The following is a 21,690-nucleotide window of genomic DNA, read 5'->3' as shown; positions in this document are numbered from 1 at the left end:
CGCAATTCTAAACACGTCCACCACTTGGGACCCAAAAAAACTCCTGGCGGAAGCCTCAGGGGCTCAGAGTGCCGAGGTAAGCGGCGACGGCAATCATGTCTTCTGTAGCCAACCTCTGCACGACAGGGGCCATCATAGCCACGGCGGGCCCGGAACGGGCGCCCGTTTTCATATCGTTGAGCTGGCGGAAGACATAGAGCAAAGGCCGTCCCGCGATGCCGGGTACGTTCCCGGAACCTCTCAGTCCAGGTCCGTGGCAACTGGCACAGGGAACTGTTCTGCCGCCGCCGGTCGTCGCGAGGACGCGCCCCCGCTCTATGCTGCCGACAGGCACATAGTCGATGAAGGTGGCGCGGGAATCCCGCAGATGCATGAGCGGCTCGTTCTCGGGCAAAGAGATGATACGGTTGCCCATCGCCTCTGTGCCGCCGACGGGATCCGCAACGCGCAGGGCGTGTCCATAGATGATGCTTCTCGGCACTGTATCGACCTCGACCACCCTGGAAACGGAGCGGGGCTTTAGAGATGCGAAATACCCGCTCGCAGCCTTTATGTCATCATCAGACATGCCATCCACGATGACCTTCATCACATTTGCAAGCGAGTGCCCGGCTCGTCGTCCAGACTTGAACTCCAGGAGTTGTTGCTGAAGATACTGGAACGGAAGGCCTGAAAGACCTGCCGATTGCGGGTGGCCGTTACCTGTCGGAGAGTGGCACCGGGCACATGCAAATGTCCTTGGTCTCACGCCTTCCGCAACGACCTTCGGCATAATGGGATGCTCATCCGGAAACCAGTCAGCAACCTCGAACAACCCATCGATCTGAGCTTGGGTATATGTCCTGCTGCTGCCTGGAACCTGCCTTTGTTCTATGTTGTCGACGTCGCTCACCGGATTCGCGGGAGGGTACGCCCAAGACACGTCGTCACCAGCTCGCGGAGAATCAATACCGCAAATGAGCAGCATCGCCGCGATTATAGCGACGGAATTTATCGAAAATACTTTCGATGGCATCTCGTTCCCGCTTTCTTAGCATGCCCAAGGAAGGTCTCGCCCACGGATACAGAGAGCTGTTCCTCTGCAACGTACTGAGGCAAAGCGTCCGCAATGCAGGAGGAGAACACTTGAGCCGAAGCTGCGCAATTCGCATTACAGAAAGCCGCGCGGTCGGCAGTTGAAGTTATTGCAGATGATGCAGTTTATCGCCTAAGACGCTCCTGCGAGCTCGCACGTCGTCGCCCGTTCGATGTGGTTGCTCGCATTTTTCGAGAGACGAATAGGTCAAGCAGCGTGTAGAGCGTCCCATCATCATGTCCCCTGCCGCTACTGTGAGGCGGGGTTGAACGGGGCAACCTGCCGTTATCTTCAGGCCCATATTGCAAGGGTTTGTTAGCTGCGGCTACGCCTTGTAGCCGACCCACCCTCTGAAAGTGAATCCTGCATAGAAGAGGGCCACATCGGCGAACCCGGCGTCGCGCAAGATGCCTTCGTCCTGTTCTGGCGACAAGAGAGGCAACCGTTCATACATAGCTTGAATGGCGCTTTCGGCGTTCGCCACTGGTACTCCGGACGCGATGGCGAACGCAGCATAGCGAGAGAGCCATTTTGTCTTCTCTCCATCATTTTGCGGAAAGCTGTGATGAGCAACGACGAAGGGGGCACCTGGCCTCAACCGCTGATGTACCTGCACGACCGTCCTTCGGCGCTCCTCCTCCGATAGAAAGTGCAAGGTCAAAAGACAGGTCGCTCCATCGAAGGGACCCGTGGGCGCGCCGTCAATGTAGCCTTCGTAGAAGTCGACTCGCGACGTGAGCGCGCCGAGCGTGCGGTCGGCCAATCTCAGCATCTCAGCAGACGGATCGACGCCGCAGAAGCGCCAAGCCGGCTGCGCCTCGGCAAAGGTCTTTAATTCCAATCCGCCCCCGGCGCCGAGAACCAGCACGTGGCCGTCGTCTCGCACCCGTTCAGCAAGGAGTATCGCGCTCATTCGTTGCAAGGCGTGGAAACCTGGAACTTGGCGCACGGGCCCCTCGACATAGCGCGCCAGACGAGAAACTTCTCGCGCTGTCGAAGCCAAAGCTGCTCATCGTCGACGAACTCGGCTACCTGCCTCTGGAACCTGACGCGGCCCATCTGTTCTTCCAACTAGTCAGCCGGCGATACGAAACCGGCGCGATGCTGATCACGTCGAACCGCAGCGTTGCCGAATGGGGTACGGTGTTCGCCGATCCCGTGGTCGCCACCGCGATCCTTGACCGGCTCCTGCATCACAGCCACGTGCTGACGATCCGCGGCGACAGCTACCGGCTCCGCGCCAAGCGCAAAAGCGGCCTTATCAAGACGCCGACCGCCGGTGACGGCCCTCCGGTCGGCTCCGCCTCCCTCCGGCCCGTCACCGGCGGAAACAACCTTCAACCGAGATCATAATCCCGATGGTGGGGGCAGTTCTTCGTGACGCAAAGGGGGCAGTTCCGGATGGCGTTTGACATCCCCAATAGGCGTGCTCCTGGATCTCTCCGCTAATCCCTCCGGCAAGGACTGCCACCCCCTCGGGCCTGTCCGTCGAAGAGGCGAGCGTTTCGTAGCCCTCAACGGAGGGTGATAGTACTTCGATGAATCGGCCAGGTGTTTGCAGAAAGTGACGCTCGGCAGTCCATTCGGCACGCGCCGGCGCGAACCATCGATCAAACCTGGCATGATCGTCCCAATAGCCTGCCGACACGATATTGGTATAGCCGGCCTCGTCGACGTAGCAGGCCCTGTCCCAGTGCATCGCTCCGTCTTCCGCGGCAAAGGCAGCGCTGATCCAATCGAGCGCGCTCTGGGTCGACGCCGGCGGATCACCCAAAAACTGAATTCCGAAATAGGCCATGATAACCCGCTTTACGGTCGGCTTGAAACGAGCGACGTATGCCGGCACAGGTGGTTGATAGTCATCCGGAATGCGGCGTGTCCTCGTACGACGGGTGCGCAGATGCTCCGGGATCGCTGATTCCATAGTCATTCTCCTTGCCGATCGATCGTCGGGTGCTTGATCAGTTGAACGATTGCGGTCCTGGTCGGGTAAGCAATTCAAGCTCCGGCGCTGTGTCCCGCCCCATCTCAATACTCAGCGCCAGACTGAACAGCTTCGCATCTCTGCTCGGACCATTTCGGCGTCTTCTAGCCAGCGAGGACGCCGTCAAGCCGATTGAACACCAGCATGATAATCATGAAGTTCAGCATGCCATGGAAGTTCGCATCGTTACGAACTCCTCCGCCGCGGTAGGATCAATGCCAACGGTGCTATCTAACGCGCTACATCAGCTGATATCTTTTTCGCGCCTGACCCTGAAAACAATTCCCACGGCTGCAACGCGACTGATACGGCAAGGCCCTGCTCAAGAGTTGATAGAGCCGGAGCTGCCGCGTAGCACCAGCCGCACAGCGGGTCAAAAATGTAGCGAAGAGCCGGCCGAGAAGCGTAGAGCATTGTCGTCACTCTTACTGGATGCACCACAGATAGCGGCTTCGCGTCTCTTCAGAAAGATCGCGATTTTATTACTCATTGTCCACCGAAAGAGGCCCAATCGACTTTTGCGCTGGCCCGCCTCCCGATCCAAAGGATCTTGCGGCCTGAAAAACGGAAGGAGCGGCTCCCCATCGGGGCCCGGTCTTGGAACGCTCAATTCCGCGCCATTCCCATCGGAAGGGTGATGCTTCCTGAACAGCGGCAACTCAGAGACCGGGACATCGGCTCCGCGGCTAACACAATGACATGCACCGTTGTGGCCGGGCTCTCGAACGTCGAAGCCCATTAGAACTTCACTGTGACGCCGGAATAGAGCGATGACTCGGCGCAGCTTCGATTGCTGGGCGCTGCAATACAGGGAGTTGGTGGCGGGGGGAAGTCGAACCACGGCAGCAGTATCGGCTTCTGGAAGACGATCCCGATGTCGTCGCGCGGCTCGGTGACGGCCATACCGAAGATTTCGAGCCCACCCGAGGTCGGCTTGCGGCCGCTGCCACGCCGAATTCAACGATTGCGGATCACGTCGCCTCCAGCCTCCGCCAAAATTCGAGAACGGCCGCGACAATCGCCTCGGGGGCATCTTCCTGGACGAGATGCTTGGCGTCCGCGATCACCGTGAACGACGCCCCCGAGATGCGGCGCGCAAGCTCCTCACCGTCCTTTAGCGGGATGAATTCGTCTTCGGCGCCCCACAGGATCGAGACGGGGCACCGGATTTCTCCATATCGCCCTTGCACCTCTTCGGAGTATTTGTCGTCCATCTGCGCGATCTGCCGCCAGAAACCCTTGCGTCCGTCTTGATCCAGCCACGGCTCGAGGTAAGGCCGCATGTCTTCTTCGCGCAGACTGTGCTTCATCGCGGCGCCAATGTAGGCGCGCAGGATCGCCTCGTGAATATAGAGGGGCAAGCCGGCCAACACTTCGGGGTGCGCCTTCGCCGCCTGGACCAACGCCGAACCTTGCGGGCTGATTGCGACTGGATCGATCAGCACGAGGCTTCGGTAATCGACTCTGTCCAAGAGGTGTGCACGCAGAGCGGCCGAACCACCGAAATCATGGGCGACGATGTCGGGCCGGTCGATGCTCCAGTGGTCCAGGAGCGCAGAGAACAACCTGTTCTGGGCACCATGCAAGACGTCGGCGTCCGGCTTGGCCGACTGGCCGTAGCCCAAGAGATCATAGTAGAACACGCGCCTGCGCATAGCGAGCCAAGGCGCGATCCGCCGCCATTCACGCGAGGAGAACGGCGAGCCATGCATCACGACGGCCGGCGGTCCTGCACCGATCGCTCCCCAGGCGATCGCGTGTCCCTCGAACGAGAACCGCTCCGGTAGAACCCATTGCGCCATCATTGCTCCTCCGGATCAATAAGTACTCATGTGGCTGCGGCCAGGGATGCGGTCGCATCCGCGAACCACCGAGTACGAGTAATGGTAGTACCCGCCGCCATTGGCGCAGGACCCCCATCGAAATGACGTATCGCGGCTCCGGCATCTGATCGTAGACTCTGCGAAATGCAGGCGCCATCTTGTTGCAGAGCGTTCCCGAAACGATCATACAATCCGACTGCCTTGGAGAGGCGCGAGGGGCGCATCCGACGCGTTCGACATTGTAACGAGGCATGGAAACCTGCATCTGCTCGATGGCACAACATGCCAGCCGAACGTGATCCACATCAGGGATCCGGAGCGCCCCCCCGTGACGAGATCGTCGAGCGGCGCGACGAAGTAGCCGCGGTCATCGAGCGTCTCGTTGACGATGTTCCAGGATGTGGCGCTTGCCTCTATCATCCGAATCTCCGATTCAAAGGACGATGCCGCTCAACAAGCGCGTGCAGGAGCGGTTGCTATTTTTCTGCCGATATTCATTGGAATCCAGCGTACGGGGCCGGGCAGCCAGAGACCTCACAGGCAAGACCTAGTGAGCCGAGACAACCAACAAAGCAGCCAAGAGAACAGCTCCAATCAGCCCGGCCAGGAAGATTGCCCGTCTTGTCCGGGTGCGCAAAATGATCTCACCACCTCTCGCCTTTTCCGCCGGATACGGTTGCTTGGGAGGAGCTGGCTCGGCTGGGCCTTCGCGAACCATATCAGGCGCGGCCGGCGGGCGCCGGATCGTCCCAAAGTGCACGCACCTCTTCAGGCAGCGCTTCTCTGACGTTGGCGGCCTGCCCGGAGGTTAGGTGCCGAGACAGGACGTGAAACACTGCCCGAAGGGCATCCCTCAAATCGACAGTCTTGGTGAACCGCATTTCGGGTTCGATCGTCTTCAGGAACTCGTCGAGTGTGCGGGCGCGCCCTGGCAGTTCCGATGGATGAAACTGGTCGGAGCTCTGGCACGATTTGCGCTGGCGCCCGTTCAACTAATGACGGGCTGGGCCCCGGAGCGCTGGTCTCGTGCGCAGCGCCGATCGCGAGCGCAATGGCGGGCTGACCGTTGTATCTGAACAGCGTTGAGGGTGAACCGCGCGGCGCATGCCACAGCCCAGGTTGCGAATGGAGGTCGCGGCATGGGTCAGCGTGTCGCCCGCGGGCATGGCCAGCGCACGATGCACGTCAGCGTAGCCATGCAGCAGCTCGACGACATCACTGAGAGCGCCCTTGGCTTCCGTCCGCTCGACCCGGATGGCCGCGGCGGAGACCAGGTTGATGGCGAAGGCGATACCGTAGGTGGCCCTGTGATGCAGTTCGCGCAGCAGCACGCCATGCAAGCCTGACGACTCTGGGTTGGAAATAGTCACAACATTCTCCTCATTCGGCTCCGACGATCGGGGTCGTGCGCGCCCGCCTTTACGCCCCGATCATTCAAGAGCACTGGCGATCTCAATTAATGTACTATACCGTATATTTTCTTTTCCTTGCCTTTCTTAGCCGACCATGTCAAGGGGGAAAGCGACGCGCACAAACTCGTGATTTCGGAGGACCAATAATGAAGAAGACGAAGCGAGGCAGACCGCCCAAGGATTTCGCCGGCGACGCGCAGGCGCGCATTCTCGATGCGGCCCAGCAGCTGTTTCTGGAGAAGGGCTTTCGCAGCGCCAGCATCGACGACATTTCCGAGCTCGCTCCCGCGAGCAAGCCGACGATCTATGCCCACTTCCCTGGCAAGGAAGCGCTGTTCGCCGCGGTGGTGGCCCGCACCATCGACGGCTTGACCGACTTCGAGGGTTTCTCGCCCGAGGGCCGCACCATCGAGGGCAAGTTGATGAGCCTCGGGACAGCCATCGTCGAGAGAGTGATCGAGGAATCGCTCGGCATGGTGCGCGCCACGATCGCGGAATCGCAGCGGTTTCCCGAATTGAGCCGCAACGTTCACGACGCTGCGCGTGATCGCTCCCTGAATGCGGTGTCGCAGCTGCTGGACGAAGCCACGCAAAAGCTGGCCCGCACCGCGAAGGGGCCTTTCAGCCCCAAACGAAGCCGCGCCACCGCGCAAATTTTCCTCGACCTGATCCTGCTACCGATGCTGTTCCGCTCGCTTGTCGGCGAGATGCCGAAGGACCTGAAGAAGGAGCTTCCCGGCTTCGTGCGCGAGCGCGTCGGCTTTTTCCTGGCGGCGTGCGAGACGGACTGGTCGTAGGCGCATGGCGACCCGTCCGCTTTGGGCTGATGGCTGGAGGCGTCAGCGTCAGCCGGCGACCTTCAAATGCAGCAGCGATGTCATCTCGACCGGCTGCCGCGATGGCATGCGGCTCAGGGCGCCCGCGCAAAATCTCAACATCTCCTCGAACCTTGGCCGAAGCGTCGCAGCACCCATTCGCGAGGGATTGAGATGGACGTCCATGGCTTCGAGCAGGCAGCAGGTCAGCGCCATCGGACTGCCGCCACGCAGTTCGCCGCGTGCTTGCCCGGCACCGATCATTGGCCGCACCAATCCCCTGATCCTGTCGCTGTAGATGAGAACGACCGGCCAGTTCTGACGGACGGCCAGGGCCACCAGATCCTGAAGCTTTCGATGCTTCGCCGGCCTCGATTCATTGCAGTCGGCTATCGCTTCGAGCACTGCAGCAAGGCGCCGCAGCGCCGGTCCATCGCCGCGCGCCGCATCGGCGGCCGCCCCGACCATTTCATCGAGCACGCGTTCGACGACGGCCTCCTCGATCGCTCGCTTTGACGGAACGAAGCGATAGATATTGGCCGAAGACATCGACAGGCGCCGCGCGACATCCGCGACGGTGGTCTTGTTGTGACCGAGTTCGCAATAAAGGTCGACCGCGGCCTGGATGATCCTGTTCCGGACATCGTGCCTGCCGAGGTGATCATCATGTTCTCGTTTCATGTGATCACCGCGCCGGAAGGTTCAGCAACTCGCTCCGGCAGGCTTCGCCGAAATCGCGCAGAGGATCCATTTCGTCGATAAAGTTGGGCAGGTCGACGAACGCCCGGTTTGGCGACACATAGGTTTCGATGATCAGGCGACTGGTCCGCTCGGCGGCGTGAACGACGTCGTCACTGGACAGGATCCGCATACGGCCGACAAGCGTATAGAGGCCGACAAGCTGGGGGATTTCCGCCCTGTCGCTGACGAGCGCGTCGGCATACAGCCGGGAAGCCTCCTCGATAAAGTTCTTGTACAACCGTTCGCGTTTTTCGAACGAGCGAGCGTGATCACGATCTCGGAGCCTTCGGCGTCGGCTGAACCATGCGCTCATGATTGTCGAGATCGCTCCGAAGGCGGAGCCGCCGAAGGCGGCGAGGGCCGGGATATACATCGTGGTCATCGATCGTTCCGTTTGGTGCGGACGCATCAAGGCGGATTCCCACAAGCGTCGCCGGCCGCGATGTCGCGCCCTTATCGGCTCCGCGCCGTTCCCGTGCTTGCCTGCTCGAACACTGCCTTGCACGCTTCGCTCAGGTTCGATTTCCTCTGCCTCAGGCAGGCTTCGACACCCGACGGGTCCGGAATGTAGGCGCTGCACAGACGAAAGGCGTCGGGCGTACAGGCCGCCCTCTGCTCCGCCGTGCCCTGGTTCTCCTGGGCCGATGCTGATGTGCCGCCAAGCGCGATCACGACCGCTGCGAGCAACACCTTCGTCAATTTCGTCACGTCAGATCCCTTCTTTACCTGGGCTTCTGGTTGGACGGAGCCTCACCCGCCTTGATCCTGCACACGCGCTTGTGAGCCACCCGGCTTGACACCAATCGCAGCGAAGATTTATATGAACTATACGGTATATTTTATTAATGAGGTGCGGAATGTCAAGTCTGCTGTTCGCCTTTGTTGCGCGAAAATCCGCTACCCGGGCTCGCCGTCGCATCGCTCAATGTCATCGTCGCCGTGTGCCTCGTGGCGCTGAGCCTGCTGCTTGGCATCACGATTGCGATGATGGGCGAAGAAGATATCCGCCAACATTTCCTGGTCCAGTTGAACGGTCAGTTCGAGGGTGCGGCTTCAGGCGAGACCTTTAACTTCACCGGCAAGACCGACATCCTCATCCGAGTTGAGGGGCGCAACATCTTCATCGCCGAATGTAAGTTTTGGAGCGGTCCGAAGGCGTTCACAGAGACGATCGACCAACTGCTTGGGTATTTGAGCTGGCGGGATACTAAGGCCGCCGTAATTATCTTCAGCCGCAATAAGGACTTTTCCAGCGTGCTGAAGAGCATTCAAGAAACAACAGACACTCATCCTCACAAGAAACGCGGGCCCACCAAAGATGGTGACATTCGCCTAAGATACATTTTCGGCAATCCCGCGGACCATAATCGCGAGGTATTTTTGACAATCTTGGCATTCAATGTCCCGAGCACCTAAAGTCAAGGAGCCGCCGCTCTGGTGGCCGATGTTCAGCCTGCCGAACGTCCAGGTCAAATTCCCGATCGAAGTTGAGGGATTTGCGCTGGTGCCCACCGATGACTTACGCATCGAGGCCATCAAGAAGAAGCACCCCCGCCTGGGCAGCTTCCTAAAGCGGTTCAAGACTGAATTCGGCGACGCCGTCGAGCCGAGCACCATCATCTGGCGCAAGGACAAACCCGACACCTACCGCTCCATTAGCGCCATATCCGGCTTTCGCGACCTCGTATCGATGTCGGTCATTCCCCTGAGCTGGGCGAATATGCATAGGTTCGGGCACAGCCAGGGCCCGATGTATTCCGACACCTTCGCTGTTTATCCTTGGATGGTGGACAACCGAGGAGAAGGTCTCGTCACGCAGACACCATCGCTTCTCGGATACCACGATGTGAAGCTGCTCCGCGGCCAGACAATGGCCGCCCTTTCCTTTCATCAGCTCGACTGTCGCGACGTCGATTTGCTGCTACTGAATGAGCTATTGAAGCGCTGGGAGCGGTGCTTCTCGACCGACAGCCCCGCTGTCGAGGATGAGCGGCTGTTTCGCTCGCTCAACATGGCAAACGCCGCCGCCAAGCTCCCGGCTGGCGCAGATACTAACCTCTACGACGTCGTCCGATCAGCTGCGTTGTGGGCGAGCGCTTTTGAAATCCTCTATCCGGCGAAGAACCAGGCCTTTAAGGGCGTCTATGCCGCGCTCGAAAGCATCACATGGAATCTCTCAGCCTGCTCGGTCAAGAAGTACCAGGTGTTCGGCGACAAGAACGGTCAGCGCCGCAGCCTACCGGTTTGGCTGTTCGGCGAAATTAACTCGCTGCGGAATGACGCCCTGCACGGAAATCCGATTCCGCCAGGCCGTTTGACCGTGGCTCCTGCGAAGCAGCCACTCCACATGTTTGCGGCGCCCCTATACCGGATGATATTGACCGCCTATCTGGATTTAAACTTGGCGCCTATGAGGCCGGGAGGAGGACGGACGCCTTACGAGAGTTTCAGGCTCGACCACTTCGAGTCCGGCGAATACCAGCGGAATATCGAGGCCGGGCTCTCTACCATCATGTACACGCCAGAGGAATACCGGGCGAGGCGCCAGGGTGATGCCAGCGATGCTTGGGCACGTAGCCAGGCAATCAAGAAGGCCATCGAGGAAGTCGAGGCCAAGGGCAAAGGCGACGCCGGATAGGTCCCTCGAAGAACATCCGGTTCATCAGCGCTTGGCCTTTCCTGGTCTCTACCGACAAGGTCGTTGACGTCGGAGAAATAGATTGTGTGCCTAGGGCTGCAGCGAGACCGCCGGGGTCTCTCGTCGAACCGCTTTGTCTCGCCGATCACATTGTCGGGAGTAAGCGTCCGAGAGGATCCAAAATACACCGTTTGAAAAACCGTTTTAGTTCGGTCGTCTCAAACGGTCTCTCTCGCTAAGGTCTTGATTTATTTGGTGGGCGCACCAGGGCTCGAACCTGGGACCCGCTGATTAAGAGGCGTATGATTTCCTAGTAAAATCAATGGCTATTCCGACAAACTCATCTCAAGACCTGCATTGAACCCTCAATAGGTTTTCCCCTTGTCGGAATGGTGCAGTAGCAGACTCTCGGCGGAGAGTGCTCATTTTGGATGAGTTTTTGGAGTTGTCGGGCGTTCGAGTCACTGGTGCGCTACCGCCTTTACCCACCAACCAAACCTACGATTTCTCATACAATCTTGCACATAGGGCATTTCGTGAGGCTTGGGCGAGCGGAGCTTTACGCTCGCACATGGGTATGTTGAAAGACTCGCGCTACAGGTCGAGCGAAAGCGACTTCTGTCGCAGAAAATTGAAAGCGAGCGCAATTATTCGGTGCCGCCGTCCCGGGTTGAGGGCCATGTCCGTGGTCAGAAGCTGCCCAACCCATGCCGTTTTGTTGCTTCGCGTCACGATTGGCGGGCTTTTCATTGCTCGGGACGCTCCTTCAGCAGGCAAGCGAGACCTCGTCCCCGACATCCACGTCTTCGATATCCTCAGGCAATTCAGCGCCTCCTTCGTCGGCAAAGGTCCTGGAATACACCAGATCGAAATGATAGCGCGGCACGTCCATTCCTCAAGTTTCTGCTTGGGAACGCGCGGTTGAGAAGCTTCGTTCCGTTGCGCGGAGGTCGCTCGGCCCGCCATGCAGGAACATCCCGTTGGCGGAAACATTGCAGGCATAAGTGTTCATCTCGGAGCCAGACATGCACGAAGACCTGCGTGCGATTGCCCAGCCCGGAGCGATCGTGGCCGTCCTCATCGTCCTGCTGCTGATGGCTGCCGGGGATGTCGCGATCCTGATCGCCACCAAGGGCTGGCCGTTCTAGTCGCCGTCCATGGTCGACGTCGGACATATCATCTTCCAGGGTTGGGCGCCGCTGCTCCGCACCGCCATCGGCACCACCATCAACTATCTCGCGCTGGTCGTCCTGCTCCGCCTCGCAGGTCCTCGAACCCTCGCAAAGTGGTACGCCTTCGACCTGATCGTCACCGTCGCCCTCGGCTCGACCTTCGCCAACAGCGTCCTGTCGGGCGACATCAGCGTGGCACAGTCCCTGGTGGGCTTCGTGATCCTGATCGGGCTACAATTCATCATCGCCTTTGCCGTGGCGCACTGGAGCCCGCTCCGCGTCATCGTCAATCCGCAGCCGACGCTGTTGGTTCATCAGGGCAAACTCGTTCGCGACGCGATGCGCAGCCAGAGGGTCGCCGAGGCGGATGTCCGCGCCGCCGTGCGCCAGCACGGTATCGATCATCTGGAGGATGTCGGCGCCGTGGTCCTCGAGGCCGACGGTACCTTCAGCGTCATCAGGCAGCTTGGATCCGAGGCTTCGGCGCTCGCCGACATCCCGGAGCTTGGCGGATCGAACGCGGCCAACCGCTCCGATTAGCGGATAGGAACCTTTGTAGAATTGGCCGGTTCCGCCTTTGAAGGGGAGCACGGCGAAGCGTCATGCCAGTCTGGGTTCGAAGAGTTCTGGTGCTGTGCACGAGCTGGCTGTTGACCGCGTGCGCCGGCCGTCAATCGGTGCTCGATCCGCAGGGCCTTCAGTCCGAGCAGATCCGCTGGACGCTGTTCGTCTTCCTCGCTGTCGCCGCGATCGTCTGGATCGCCGTCGTCCTCGTGCTCGGCATCGGAATGTTGCGCTCAAAACGCGCGGCCGACCGGCCGCTCGACCTGCATGACGGGTTCGAAGACCGCAGCGGGCGCGTCATCCTCATCCTGGGCATCGCGACCACGATCATCGTGCTCGGGCTCTCCTTCGTCAGCTATGCCGGACAGCGCACCGTCTTCGCCAAGGACGAGCACGCCCTCACGCTGAAGATCATCGGACATCAATGGTGGTGGGAGGTGCATTATGAGGCGGACAGCCCCGACCAGAGCTTCGTGACGGCGAACGAGATCCGCATTCCGACCGGCCAGCCGGTGAAGCTCGAGCTGGAATCCGCCGATGTGATCCACAGCTTCTGGGTGCCGAGCCTGACCGGCAAGATGGACCTCATCACCGGACAGAAGAACGAGCTGCAATTCACGGCGAAGAATGCCGGGATCTATCGCGGGCAGTGCGCCGAGTTCTGCGGGCTCCAGCACGCCCACATGGCCTTCGCGGTAATCGCGCTGGCGCCGGACGAATTCGGCCGCTGGCGCGACCATGAAAACCAGAGCGCAGCGAGCCCGACCGATCCGCTCGGCAAGCAAGGCGAGGCGCTGTTCCGCTCGCGCGGCTGCGCCCTGTGCCACAACATCAGCGGCACACTCGCCGGCGGACAGCTCGGCCCGGATCTGACCCATATCGGCAGCCGCACCATGATCGCGGCCGGAACGTTGCCGAACACACCGGCAACGCTAGGCGCCTGGATCTCCGATCCCCAGCACATCAAGCCCGGCAATCTGATGCCGAAGATGCCGCTGCAATCGGACGAGATGATCGCGATCCTTCATTACCTGGAGCAGCTCAAGTGAGCCTGGCCGCGGAACAGCGCGAATTGCGCGACGACGTCCTCAATGGCTTTCAGCTGTCCAGGCACCTTGAGAGCGTCTGGCGCACACCCTCCGGTTTCCTCGGCGCGCTGATGTCGGTCGACCACAAGATCATCGGCCGCCGTTACATCATCACCGCATTCGCCTTCCTGCTGCTCGGCGGCGTTCTTGCGGTGCTGATGCGCATTCAGCTTGCGCAGCCCGAGAGCACGTTCCTCTCGGCAGACAAGTACAACCAGATCTTCACGATGCACGGCTCGACCATGATGTTCCTGTTCGCCGTGCCGGTGATGGAGGCGTTCGCGGTCTACCTCGTGCCGCTCATGGTCGGCACGCGCAACATCGCCTTCCCGCGCCTGAACGCCTTCAGCTATTGGATGTTTCTGTTCGGCGGCTGCTTCCTCTGGATCTCATTCGCCGTCAATGTGGGACCTGACGTCGGCTGGTTCGCCTATGTGCCGCTGTCCTCGCTGCAATACACGCCGACCAAACGCCCCGATGTCTGGGCGCAGATGATCACCTTCACCGAGGTCGCCGCCCTCGCCGTATCGGTGGAGGTCGTCGTGACCGTGTTCAAGTTGCGCGCGCCGGGCATGACGCTCGATCGCATTCCGCTGTTCGTCTGGGCGATGCTGGTCACGAGCTTCCTCGTCATGTTCGCGATGCCCTCGATCATGGTGGCCTCGACCTCGCTGATCCTGGACCGGCTCGTCAACACGCGCTTCTACGACCCGTCGTCGGGCGGACATCCCCTGCTCTGGCAGCACCTGTTCTGGTTCTTCGGCCATCCCGAGGTCTACATCATCTTCATTCCCGGCACCGGCATGGTCTCGGCGATCCTCGGCACGTTCGCGCGGCGGCCGGTGATCGGCTATCCCATCGTCATCCTCTCGCTGATCGCGACGGGGCTGCTGTCGTTCGGCCTCTGGGTCCACCACATGTTCGTCACCGGCCTGCCGCAGCTCGGCGCCGGCCTGTTCACGGCCTCCAGCATGCTGATCGCGGTGCCGAGCGGACTGCAGATCTTCTGCTGGATCGCGACGCTGTGGGACGGGCGGCCGGTGTACCGCACGCCGCTGTTGTTCGTGATCGGCTTCATCGTGATCTTCGTGATCGGCGGCCTCTCCGGCGTCATGGTGGCCTCGGTGCCGATCGACACCCAGGTGCACGACACCTATTTCGTCGTCGCGCACTTCCACTACGTGCTGATCGGCGGCGCGGTTTTCCCGCTGATCGGCGCCGTCTATTACTGGTTTCCCAAGATCACGGGGCGCATGCTGAGCGAACAGCTGGGGCGCTGGAATTTCTGGCTCGCCTTCATCGGCTTCAACGTCGCGTTCTTCCCGATGCATATCCTCGGGCTGATCGGCATGCCGCGGCGGGTCTACACCTACACTGCCGACATGGACTGGGCGCATCTGAATCTGCTGTCCAGCGCCGGCGCGCTGGTGTTCGCGCTCAGCTTCGCGCTGCTCCTGGTCAATGTGATCTATAGCCTGCGCAAGGGCGCACTCGCCGGGGACAATCCCTGGGACGCCTCGACGCTGGAATGGGCGACCACTTCTCCGCCGCCGCCGCAGAACTTCGACCGTATTCCCGTCGTCAAGCACCGCGATCCGCTGTGGGCCGACAACGAGAGCCTGCCCGTCGTCGGCGGCCTCAGCGCTGACAAGCGCGAGGTGCTGCTGACCTCGCTGGCCGAGGCCGAGCCGCAAATCCGCGAGGCTTCGCCCGAGCCTAGCCTCTGGCCGCTGCTCACCGCGATCGCGACCACAATCTTCTTCATCGGCTCGATCTTTACGCCCTGGGCGGTGCTCTGGGGCACGCCGCCGATGGCAGTGACCCTGATCGGCTGGTTCTGGCCCTCCGGCGCCAAGGAGGACGAAGAGTGAGACAGACCATCGTCCGCGACGTCTCGGACCTGCCGACCTACGGCTATGGTCCGCGCAGCGGCCCCTGGTGGGGCGCCATGGGATTCATGGCGCTGGAAGGCATGGGCTTTGCCATCGCCATCGGCGCCTATCTCTATCTCTATGCCGTCAACCCGACCTGGCCGATCAGCGCAGCGCCGCCCGATCTCTGGCCCGGCACGGTCGAGACCGTGCTCTATCTGCTCAGCGTCATCCCGAATGAATATACAAGCCGCGTGGCGCACCGGCAGGACCTCCGGAAGACCCGCCTCATGCTGATCGTAATGGCGTTGATCGGCATCGCTCTGTTGATCTTGCGCGGCTTCGAGTTCGCTCATCTCAACACGCGCTGGGACAATTCCGCCTACGGCTCGATCGTATGGCTGATCCTCGGGCTCCACACCACCCACCTTGCCACCGATGTCGGCGACACCGTCGTGCTGGCGGTGTTGATGTTCACGCGCCATGCCAAGCCGCGGCGTTTCAGCGACGTCACCGACAACGTGTTCTATTGGAATTTCGTCGTGCTGGCCTGGCTGCCGCTCTATGTCCTGCTCGATTGGGTGCCACGGCTATGACCGAAGCTGCCGAACGTTCACGACTCCTGTATTGGGCCGGTGTCGCGCTCGGTCCAATCGCGTGGGGCCTCAATTTGCAAGGCGTGTACGTGCTCGCGCATTTCTCCTGCGAAGGGACCAGGATGAGCGGGGCTATCCTGAGCGGCGTCCTGGCAATCGTCGCCCTCGTCGGCACCTTCATCTCGGCGCGCGCGGTGCGGCGCAGCGCCGGGGCGGAATGGAGCGACGCCCGAGGCGGCGGGCCCCGCTCCTTCATGGCCTGGATAGGCGTCGGCATGGGCGTGCTGTTCGCGCTCGTGATCGCCAACCAGCTTGCCGCCTCGCTGTTAATCAGCCCATGCCTGCGCTGAGCTTCGCAGCGCTTCTCCTTGCGCTGCTGACGCAGCCTGCCTTCGCGCACGGGCTTTCCGATGTCGATGCCGGATCGCTCTGGAGCTACGATCCCTGGCTGCTGACCCCGCTCTATCTCGTCGGTATCGGCTTCTATATCGGCACACAGCGGCTGTGGCGGCACGCCGGCGGTGGCCGCGGCGTCAGCTTCGGCCAGGTCGCGGCGTTCTGGACCGGCTGGCTGATCACGGCGCTGGCGGTGACATCGCCGCTGCACTGGCTCGGCGAGCGGCTGTTCACCGCGCATATGACCGAGCACGAGCTGCTGATGGTGGTCGCCGCGCCACTGATGGCCTATGCGCGGATCAACGGTCCGCTGCTGTGGAGCCTGCCGGCGTCGCTGCGCCCGGCGGCCGGACGCTTGCTCAATCTGCCGCCGGTGGCGGGCGCCTGGGGCTTCATCAGCCATCCCGTGAGCGCGACCGCGCTGCATGGCGCAGCGCTCTGGGCCTGGCACGCGCCGCCGCTCTATGCATGGGCGCTGGCGAACCCTGCGGTGCACCGGCTCCAGCACATCAGCTTCTTCGCGACCGCCCTTTTGTTCTGGTGGGTGCTGCTGCATGGCCGCGGACAGGGCCGCAGCAGCCGCGTGCGCGACGGCATTGCCATTGCGTGCCTGTTCCTCACGATCCTGCATTCCGGCGTGCTCGGCGCGCTGCTGACGATATCGCTGCGGCTTTGGATTCCCGGCCAGGGCGCGCTCGCAGGCGAGTTCGGCCTCACTCCGCTCGAAGACCAGCAGCTCGCGGGCATCTTGATGTGGGTGCCTATGGGCATCCTCTATACCGGCGCGGCGCTGGTCTTCGCGCATCGTTGGCTGACCGTGAACGAAAGCGAGGCGCCGCTCGCGCCGGTCAGTCATCCGGGATGAGCGCCTCGCATAGGAACTGCAACTTCCGTTCGAACGTTCGCCTGCAGGCGCGAGACCGAAGGGAGATCACATGGGCGAGCGAATTGTCATCGTGACAGCTGCGATCCTGGCTGCACTGTCAATGCCTCAGGCGCTGAACGCGCAGGACCAGCCGCGTCCCGCGATGTCATGTCCGGTCGACCATGATCAGCTTGCCGATATCCTGAAGAAGAGCGTCAAGCCGGGCGGCGGCCCGAGCAATGGCGGGCTCGACAACAATGAATGGGCCGCCGTCGTGAACCGACAAGGCGTCGTCTGCGCCGTCGCCTACAGCGGCAGCAAGGCAGACGATCAATGGCCGGGCAGCCGGGCGATCGCGGCGGAGAAGGCCAACACCGCGAACGCGTTCAGTCTGAAGGACAAGGCGATAGCGTCAGCCAATCTCTACGCGGGCGCGCAGCCCGGCGGATTCCTGTTCGGCGCGGCGCTCAGCAATCCGCCCTCGCCCGAAACGCTCTACGCCGGCAACCCCGACGATTTCGGCACGTCTCATGATCCGATGGTCGGCAAGCCCGTCGGCGGCGTGATCGTGTTCGGCGGCGGACTGGCGCTCTACGATGGCAACGGCATTGCGGGTGCGCTCGGCGTCAGCGGCGACAGCTCCTGCGCCGATCACAATGTTGCCTGGCGCGTGCGCCACCAGCTCGGGCTCGATCGCGTGCCCGCCGGCGTCAGCCCCAACATGAAGGACGCGATCATCTACGACATCGGTCCCGACGGCAAAAGCCCGTCCGGTTTCGGCCATCCCAAGTGCAACGGCAAGGAGAACCAGATCGCGGTCGATCTCGGCGCCGGCGTGTCCGGGAACGTCGTGAGATAGCTCGGCAATCGGTTTTGGAACCAAGCCGAAGCGCAAGGTTTGTACGTGCACGTTCCGGCCTGCAACGCGGCACGGCCTCGTCATCGCCGTGGAGATCTTGATCTATGTTAGTGCGTGGTTTCACGCTGGTAGCGAGCGTGCTTTGTGCGGTCGTTGCGCCGCTCGCAACCGCTTCGGCACAGATCGATCTCGCCAGCCGCATGAAGGACCCCGGCCAATGGCCGATGGCAGCGCGCGATTACGCCAACACGCGCTATAGCGAGCTCGACCAGATCAACGCCGGCAATGCCTCGCGCCTGCAGCTGGCATGGACGTTCTCGATCGGCGCCGATCGCGGCCAGGAGGCGGCGCCGCTGGTGGTAGACGGCACCATGTATGTGGTCGGTCCCTATGCCGGCCCCTACCCCAACCGCGTGTTCGCGCTCGATGCGACCAGCGGCGAACTGAAATGGTCCTATGCGCCAAAGCCGGAGCCGGCGGCCGCCGGCGTCGCCTGCTGCGACGTCGTCAACCGCGGCCTCGCCTTCGACAACGGCAAGGTCTTCCTCAACACGCTCGACAATCACACCGTCGCGCTCGATGCCAAGACCGGCAAGGAGCTCTGGCACACAAAGCTCGGCGAGATCAACAAGGGCGAGACCATCACCATGGCGCCCGTCGTGGTGAAGGGCAAGATTTTGGTCGGCAACAGCGGCGGCGAGATGGGCGTGCGCGGATGGGTCACGGCGCTGGATGAAAAAACCGGCGCGATCGCGTGGCGCGCTTATTCGACCGGGCCCGACAAGGACGTCTTGATCGGCGACGACTTCAACCCGTTCTACGACAATCTCAAAGGCAAGGATCTCGGCGTGAAGACCTGGCCGGCGGACCGCTGGCAGATCGGCGGCGCCACCATGTGGGGGTGGATCTCCTATGATCCGGAGCTCAACCTGATCTATTACGGCACCGCCAATCCAAGTCCCTGGAATGCGAACCAGCGCAGCGGCGACAATCTCTGGAGCACCACGATCTTCGCCCGCGACCCCGACACCGGCCGCGCCAAATGGGCCTATCCGATCAATCCGCACGACCTGTTCGACCATGACGAGATCAACGAGAACGTGCTGGTCGATCTCGAACTCAATGGTCAGACGCGCAAGGTGCTGATCCATCCCGGGCGCAACGGCTACATGTATGTGATGGACCGGGCCACCGGCGAGGTGATCTCGGCGGACGCCTATGACTTCGTGAACAGCTACAAGGGCGTCGACCTCAAGACCGGCAAGATCATCCCGAACGAGGAGAAGACGCCGCTGGTCGGCAAGACCGTGGAGAATATCTGCCCGAGCGCGCCCGGCGCCAAGGACTGGCAACCGAGCGCGTGGTCACCGCGCACCCAAGCTGCTCTACGTACCGCATCAGCATCTCTGCATGGACTTCAAGGCCTCGCAGGTCGGCTATGTCGCGGGCACGCCTTACGTCGGCGCCGATGTCGATATGTATGCCGGCCCCGGTGGCTATCGCGGCGAGTTCATGGCATGGGACCCGGTGGCCCGCAAGAAGGTCTGGGAGATTCACGAGAAGCTGCCGGTCTGGAGCGGCGCGCTGGTCACTGCCGGCGACGTGGCGTTCTACGGCACCATGGATCGCCTGTTCAAGGCGGTCGACGCCAAGGACGGGCGCGTGCTTTGGCAATTCCGCGCAGGCTCCGGCTTTATCGGCCAGCCGGTCTCGTATCGCGGCGCCGATGGACAGCAATACATCGCGATCCTCTCCGGCGTCGGCGGCTGGCCCGGCGTGGTTGCCAATGCCGAGGTCGATCAACGCGTACGCAATGCCGCGCTCGGCTTCACCGGCGCGACGCAGGATCTGCCGTTCTATACCGCGGGCGGAAGCGAGCTGCTGGTGTTCAAGCTCGGCGGGGCCAATCGTGAGGACACCAGCCATGCGCCTTCGAAATAGCGCAATCGCGGTTGCCCTCGTGATCGGGCTCGCGTCCACCGCAGCGGCGGCATCGGACGGCGCGCTGCGCGTCTGCGCCGATCCAAACAACCTGCCGTTCTCGAACAGCGCCGAAGCCGGATTCGAGAACAGGCTCGCCGCCATGGTCGCCGAGCATTTCGGCGAGACCATCGCCTACACCTGGTGGGCGCAGCGCCGCGGCTTCATCCGGAGCACGCTGAAAGCAGGCCAATGCGAAGTGGTGATGGGCGTGCCCAAAGGCTATGATCTCGTCGAGACCACAAAGCCCTATTACCGCTCGACCTACGTTTTCGTCAGCCGGCAGGACCGCAAGCTCGATTTGTCGTCGCTGCGCGATCCGCGCCTGCATCATCTTGCGATCGGCGTGCATCTGATCGGCGATGACGGCAACAATCCGCCGCCGGCCCAGGCGCTTGGCGAGGAGGGCATCGTCGACAACGTCCGTGGCTATTCGATCTACGGTGATTATCGCCAGGCCAATCCACCGGCCCGCCTGATCGAGGCGGTCGCGAGCGGCGAGATCGACGTTGCCGCCGCGTGGGGACCGCTGGCCGGCTATTTCGCCCAGCGCTCGGCGGTGCCGCTGACGGTCACGTCGATCACGGACACCGAGGCCTTCGCGCCCCAGCAATTCCAATTCGCCGTCGCGATGGGCGTGCGCAAGGGTGACCACGCCTTGCGCGACCGGCTGAACGCGTTCATCGACGGGCATCGATCCGAAATAGGGTCACTGCTGCGCAGCTATGGCGTGCCGCTGGTCGAGCAGCCCGTCACCGCATCGGGAGGACATGAGTGATGTCAGCTCCAATATCGCGCGCGAGCGCCCTATCATTGCTACTGGCGATAGCGCCGCAAAGTGCCGTGCTTGCCCAGCAGAGCCTGCCGCAATCGCAGGAGGCACAGATGCCGACGCTGTCGCCGCGGCCGAATTTCGGCGGCAGCGTCGGCAACGGCCGGCCCGGCGTGTTCATGCAGGTTCCAGTCAGTCCTCTGCACCCGGGCGCGCAGCCCGACCCGCCGCAGATCAAGAACCCCGTGCAGGGCGATCCCAACGCGGAGCAGCGGGGGATGACGTATTACGTCAATTTCAACTGCGTCGGCTGTCACGCGCCGAATGGTGGCGGCGGCATGGGACCGGCGCTGAGCAACAGCACCTTCATCTACGGCTCGCAGCCCGAGAACATCTTCCTCTCGATCTACCAGGGACGGCCGAACGGCATGCCGGCCTGGGGCGGCGTGCTGCCCGACAGCGTGATCTGGGACCTCGTCACCTATATCGGCAAGATCAGCAACGAGCCGAGCCACCAATGGGGCCGCACCTTCTCGGCGAACCCGCTGTCGCCGGAGATCGAGCAGGTCCCGACCGAGCAAGTGTCGACCACCGATCCGTGGTCGGCGACCAAGAAATTCAATTTTTGGCCAGAAGCCTTGAGCGGAGCGGCGAATGGACGCCCATCCTGCCGCACGGTTGCTGATCGCCTCGTTGTTGGGGTTGGCTGTGATTGGCTGCAGCGACGCAAACGCTGCGGGCCCCGACAATTTCAACGGCGACGCCACGCGGGGCGCCGACCTCGTCAAAAACTACCATTGCGGCGGCTGTCACGACATTCCCGGCATCGCCGGCGCCGAAGGCAATGTCGGTCCGCCCCTGCATCGGATCGGCACGCGCACCTACATCGCCGGCTACATCCAAAATTCGCCCGACAATATGGCGGCGTGGATCGAAGATCCACAGAAGGCGTTACCGGGTAACGCCATGCCCACAATAGGCATCCCGCAGAAGGACGCGCGCGACATCGCGGCGTTTCTCTATACGCTGAAGTAATCCC

At 62.0% G+C, this 21,690-nt stretch carries 24 protein-coding genes and 4 pseudogenes; 16 read left to right on the top strand and 12 right to left on the bottom strand.

The window, feature by feature from the left end:
- Window positions 1-55 precede the first annotated feature (55 nt).
- Together ACVWY3_RS37640 and ACVWY3_RS37635 are read right to left on the bottom strand one after the other, a co-directional pair.
- On the bottom strand, window positions 56-892 hold the full coding sequence (locus tag ACVWY3_RS37640; protein ID WP_456842956.1) for a c-type cytochrome: 837 nt from the start codon (window positions 890-892) through the stop codon (window positions 56-58).
- A 508-nt stretch (window positions 893-1,400) separates the two neighbouring features.
- Window positions 1,401-1,988 (bottom strand): class I SAM-dependent methyltransferase, encoded by a 588-nt coding sequence (locus tag ACVWY3_RS37635; protein ID WP_456843553.1) that lies wholly within the window; start codon window positions 1,986-1,988, stop codon window positions 1,401-1,403.
- Here ACVWY3_RS37635 and ACVWY3_RS37630 point away from each other — a divergent pair.
- A pseudogene (locus tag ACVWY3_RS37630) lies at window positions 1,964-2,428 on the top strand (ATP-binding protein); the annotation flags it as partial. The gene ACVWY3_RS37635 and the pseudogene ACVWY3_RS37630 sit on opposite strands and share 25 nt — an antisense overlap.
- On the opposite strand, the gene ACVWY3_RS37625 reads toward ACVWY3_RS37630, so the two are convergent.
- The 6 genes and pseudogenes from ACVWY3_RS37625 to ACVWY3_RS37600 all read right to left on the bottom strand — a co-directional run bounded on the left by ACVWY3_RS37625 (window position 2,394) and on the right by ACVWY3_RS37600 (window position 6,252).
- Window positions 2,394-2,999 carry a phenylacetaldoxime dehydratase family protein gene (locus ACVWY3_RS37625; RefSeq protein WP_456842955.1) on the bottom strand — a complete coding sequence of 202 codons (606 nt, stop codon included), beginning with the start codon at window positions 2,997-2,999 and terminating at the stop codon, window positions 2,394-2,396. The pseudogene ACVWY3_RS37630 and the gene ACVWY3_RS37625 overlap by 35 nt on opposite strands.
- Window positions 3,000-3,797: 798 nt before the next feature.
- Entirely contained in the window at window positions 3,798-3,962 is a 165-nt protein-coding gene (locus tag ACVWY3_RS37620; RefSeq protein WP_456842954.1) for a hypothetical protein, read from the bottom strand.
- A gap of 68 nt (window positions 3,963-4,030) precedes the next feature.
- Entirely contained in the window at window positions 4,031-4,861 is an 831-nt protein-coding gene (locus ACVWY3_RS37615; RefSeq protein WP_456842953.1) for an alpha/beta fold hydrolase, read from the bottom strand.
- A gap of 45 nt (window positions 4,862-4,906) precedes the next feature.
- Window positions 4,907-5,302 (bottom strand): annotated as a pseudogene (gene nuoB / locus ACVWY3_RS37610) (NADH-quinone oxidoreductase subunit NuoB); the annotation flags it as partial.
- A gap of 299 nt (window positions 5,303-5,601) precedes the next feature.
- Entirely contained in the window at window positions 5,602-5,874 is a 273-nt protein-coding gene (locus tag ACVWY3_RS37605) for a DUF2267 domain-containing protein (protein ID WP_456842952.1), read from the bottom strand.
- Window positions 5,875-6,252: a hypothetical protein gene (locus tag ACVWY3_RS37600; protein WP_456842951.1), complete on the bottom strand. Its 378-nt coding sequence runs from the start codon at window positions 6,250-6,252 to the stop codon at window positions 5,875-5,877.
- Between the two features lie 35 nt (window positions 6,253-6,287).
- On the opposite strand from ACVWY3_RS37600, the gene ACVWY3_RS37595 reads away from it, so the two are divergent.
- Complete coding sequence (locus ACVWY3_RS37595) at window positions 6,288-7,091, top strand: TetR/AcrR family transcriptional regulator (RefSeq protein WP_456842950.1); 804 nt, start codon at window positions 6,288-6,290, stop codon at window positions 7,089-7,091.
- 48 nt (window positions 7,092-7,139) lie between these two features.
- Here the strand turns inward: ACVWY3_RS37595 and ACVWY3_RS37590 are convergent, their stop codons facing one another.
- The 3 genes from ACVWY3_RS37590 to ACVWY3_RS37580 form a co-directional block, all read right to left on the bottom strand.
- Window positions 7,140-7,790, bottom strand: coding sequence for a TetR/AcrR family transcriptional regulator (locus ACVWY3_RS37590; RefSeq protein WP_456842949.1), 651 nt, complete (start codon window positions 7,788-7,790; stop codon window positions 7,140-7,142).
- Between the two features lie 4 nt (window positions 7,791-7,794).
- Entirely contained in the window at window positions 7,795-8,232 is a 438-nt protein-coding gene (locus ACVWY3_RS37585; RefSeq protein ID WP_456842948.1) for a hypothetical protein, read from the bottom strand.
- Between the two features lie 71 nt (window positions 8,233-8,303).
- Complete coding sequence (locus ACVWY3_RS37580; RefSeq protein WP_456842947.1) at window positions 8,304-8,558, bottom strand: hypothetical protein; 255 nt, start codon at window positions 8,556-8,558, stop codon at window positions 8,304-8,306.
- A 171-nt stretch (window positions 8,559-8,729) separates the two neighbouring features.
- Between ACVWY3_RS37580 and ACVWY3_RS37575 the strand changes: the two genes are divergently transcribed.
- Together ACVWY3_RS37575 and ACVWY3_RS37570 are read left to right on the top strand one after the other, a co-directional pair.
- The gene (locus tag ACVWY3_RS37575) at window positions 8,730-9,266 is read left to right on the top strand and encodes a hypothetical protein (RefSeq protein WP_456842946.1); all 537 of its coding nucleotides are present in this window, start codon (window positions 8,730-8,732) and stop codon (window positions 9,264-9,266) included.
- A gap of 28 nt (window positions 9,267-9,294) precedes the next feature.
- Window positions 9,295-10,488, top strand: coding sequence for a hypothetical protein (locus ACVWY3_RS37570; RefSeq protein WP_456842945.1), 1,194 nt, complete (start codon window positions 9,295-9,297; stop codon window positions 10,486-10,488).
- A gap of 766 nt (window positions 10,489-11,254) precedes the next feature.
- On the opposite strand, the gene ACVWY3_RS37565 is transcribed toward ACVWY3_RS37570, so the two are convergent.
- Window positions 11,255-11,380 carry a hypothetical protein gene (locus tag ACVWY3_RS37565; protein WP_456842944.1) on the bottom strand — a complete coding sequence of 42 codons (126 nt, stop codon included), beginning with the start codon at window positions 11,378-11,380 and terminating at the stop codon, window positions 11,255-11,257.
- Between the two features lie 133 nt (window positions 11,381-11,513).
- On the opposite strand from ACVWY3_RS37565, the gene ACVWY3_RS37560 reads away from it, so the two are divergent.
- From ACVWY3_RS37560 to ACVWY3_RS37505, 12 genes and pseudogenes are all read left to right on the top strand, one after another.
- A complete protein-coding gene (locus ACVWY3_RS37560; protein WP_283809901.1) occupies window positions 11,514-11,636 on the top strand; it encodes a hypothetical protein in 123 nt (40 codons plus the stop codon).
- 9 nt (window positions 11,637-11,645) lie between these two features.
- The gene (locus tag ACVWY3_RS37555) at window positions 11,646-12,200 is read left to right on the top strand and encodes a DUF421 domain-containing protein (protein WP_456842943.1); all 555 of its coding nucleotides are present in this window, start codon (window positions 11,646-11,648) and stop codon (window positions 12,198-12,200) included.
- Window positions 12,201-12,262: 62 nt separating this feature from the next.
- Window positions 12,263-13,273: a cytochrome c oxidase subunit II gene (gene coxB, locus ACVWY3_RS37550; protein ID WP_456842942.1), complete on the top strand. Its 1,011-nt coding sequence runs from the start codon at window positions 12,263-12,265 to the stop codon at window positions 13,271-13,273.
- On the top strand, window positions 13,270-15,183 hold the full coding sequence (gene ctaD / locus ACVWY3_RS37545; RefSeq protein ID WP_456842941.1) for a cytochrome c oxidase subunit I: 1,914 nt from the start codon (window positions 13,270-13,272) through the stop codon (window positions 15,181-15,183). The genes coxB and ctaD overlap by 4 nt, the downstream gene beginning before the upstream one ends.
- A complete protein-coding gene (locus ACVWY3_RS37540; protein ID WP_122404652.1) occupies window positions 15,180-15,779 on the top strand; it encodes a cytochrome c oxidase subunit 3 in 600 nt (199 codons plus the stop codon). The genes ctaD and ACVWY3_RS37540 overlap by 4 nt, the downstream gene beginning before the upstream one ends.
- A complete protein-coding gene (locus tag ACVWY3_RS37535; protein ID WP_456842940.1) occupies window positions 15,776-16,129 on the top strand; it encodes a hypothetical protein in 354 nt (117 codons plus the stop codon). The genes ACVWY3_RS37540 and ACVWY3_RS37535 overlap by 4 nt, the downstream gene beginning before the upstream one ends.
- The gene (locus ACVWY3_RS37530; RefSeq protein ID WP_456842939.1) at window positions 16,117-17,040 is read left to right on the top strand and encodes a cytochrome c oxidase assembly protein; all 924 of its coding nucleotides are present in this window, start codon (window positions 16,117-16,119) and stop codon (window positions 17,038-17,040) included. The genes ACVWY3_RS37535 and ACVWY3_RS37530 overlap by 13 nt, the downstream gene beginning before the upstream one ends.
- Window positions 17,041-17,110: 70 nt before the next feature.
- On the top strand, window positions 17,111-17,899 hold the full coding sequence (locus ACVWY3_RS37525; RefSeq protein ID WP_456842938.1) for a heme-binding protein: 789 nt from the start codon (window positions 17,111-17,113) through the stop codon (window positions 17,897-17,899).
- A gap of 104 nt (window positions 17,900-18,003) precedes the next feature.
- Window positions 18,004-19,840, top strand: a pseudogene (locus tag ACVWY3_RS37520) (methanol/ethanol family PQQ-dependent dehydrogenase).
- Window positions 19,809-20,657, top strand: a complete 849-nt coding sequence (locus tag ACVWY3_RS37515; protein WP_456842937.1) for a substrate-binding domain-containing protein — start codon at window positions 19,809-19,811, stop codon at window positions 20,655-20,657. Before ACVWY3_RS37520 ends, ACVWY3_RS37515 begins: the two are co-directional and overlap by 32 nt.
- Window positions 20,657-21,079, top strand: a pseudogene (locus tag ACVWY3_RS37510) (c-type cytochrome); the annotation flags it as partial. The gene ACVWY3_RS37515 and the pseudogene ACVWY3_RS37510, both read left to right, overlap by 1 nt.
- Before the next feature lie 226 nt (window positions 21,080-21,305).
- A complete protein-coding gene (locus ACVWY3_RS37505) occupies window positions 21,306-21,686 on the top strand; it encodes a c-type cytochrome (RefSeq protein ID WP_122404658.1) in 381 nt (126 codons plus the stop codon).
- The last annotated feature ends 4 nt before the right edge of the window (window positions 21,687-21,690 follow it).

Source organism: Bradyrhizobium sp. USDA 4486 (assembly GCF_054057995.1).
Note: the sequence above shows the minus strand (reverse complement) of the source record. Positions and strands in the feature narration are given on the sequence as shown.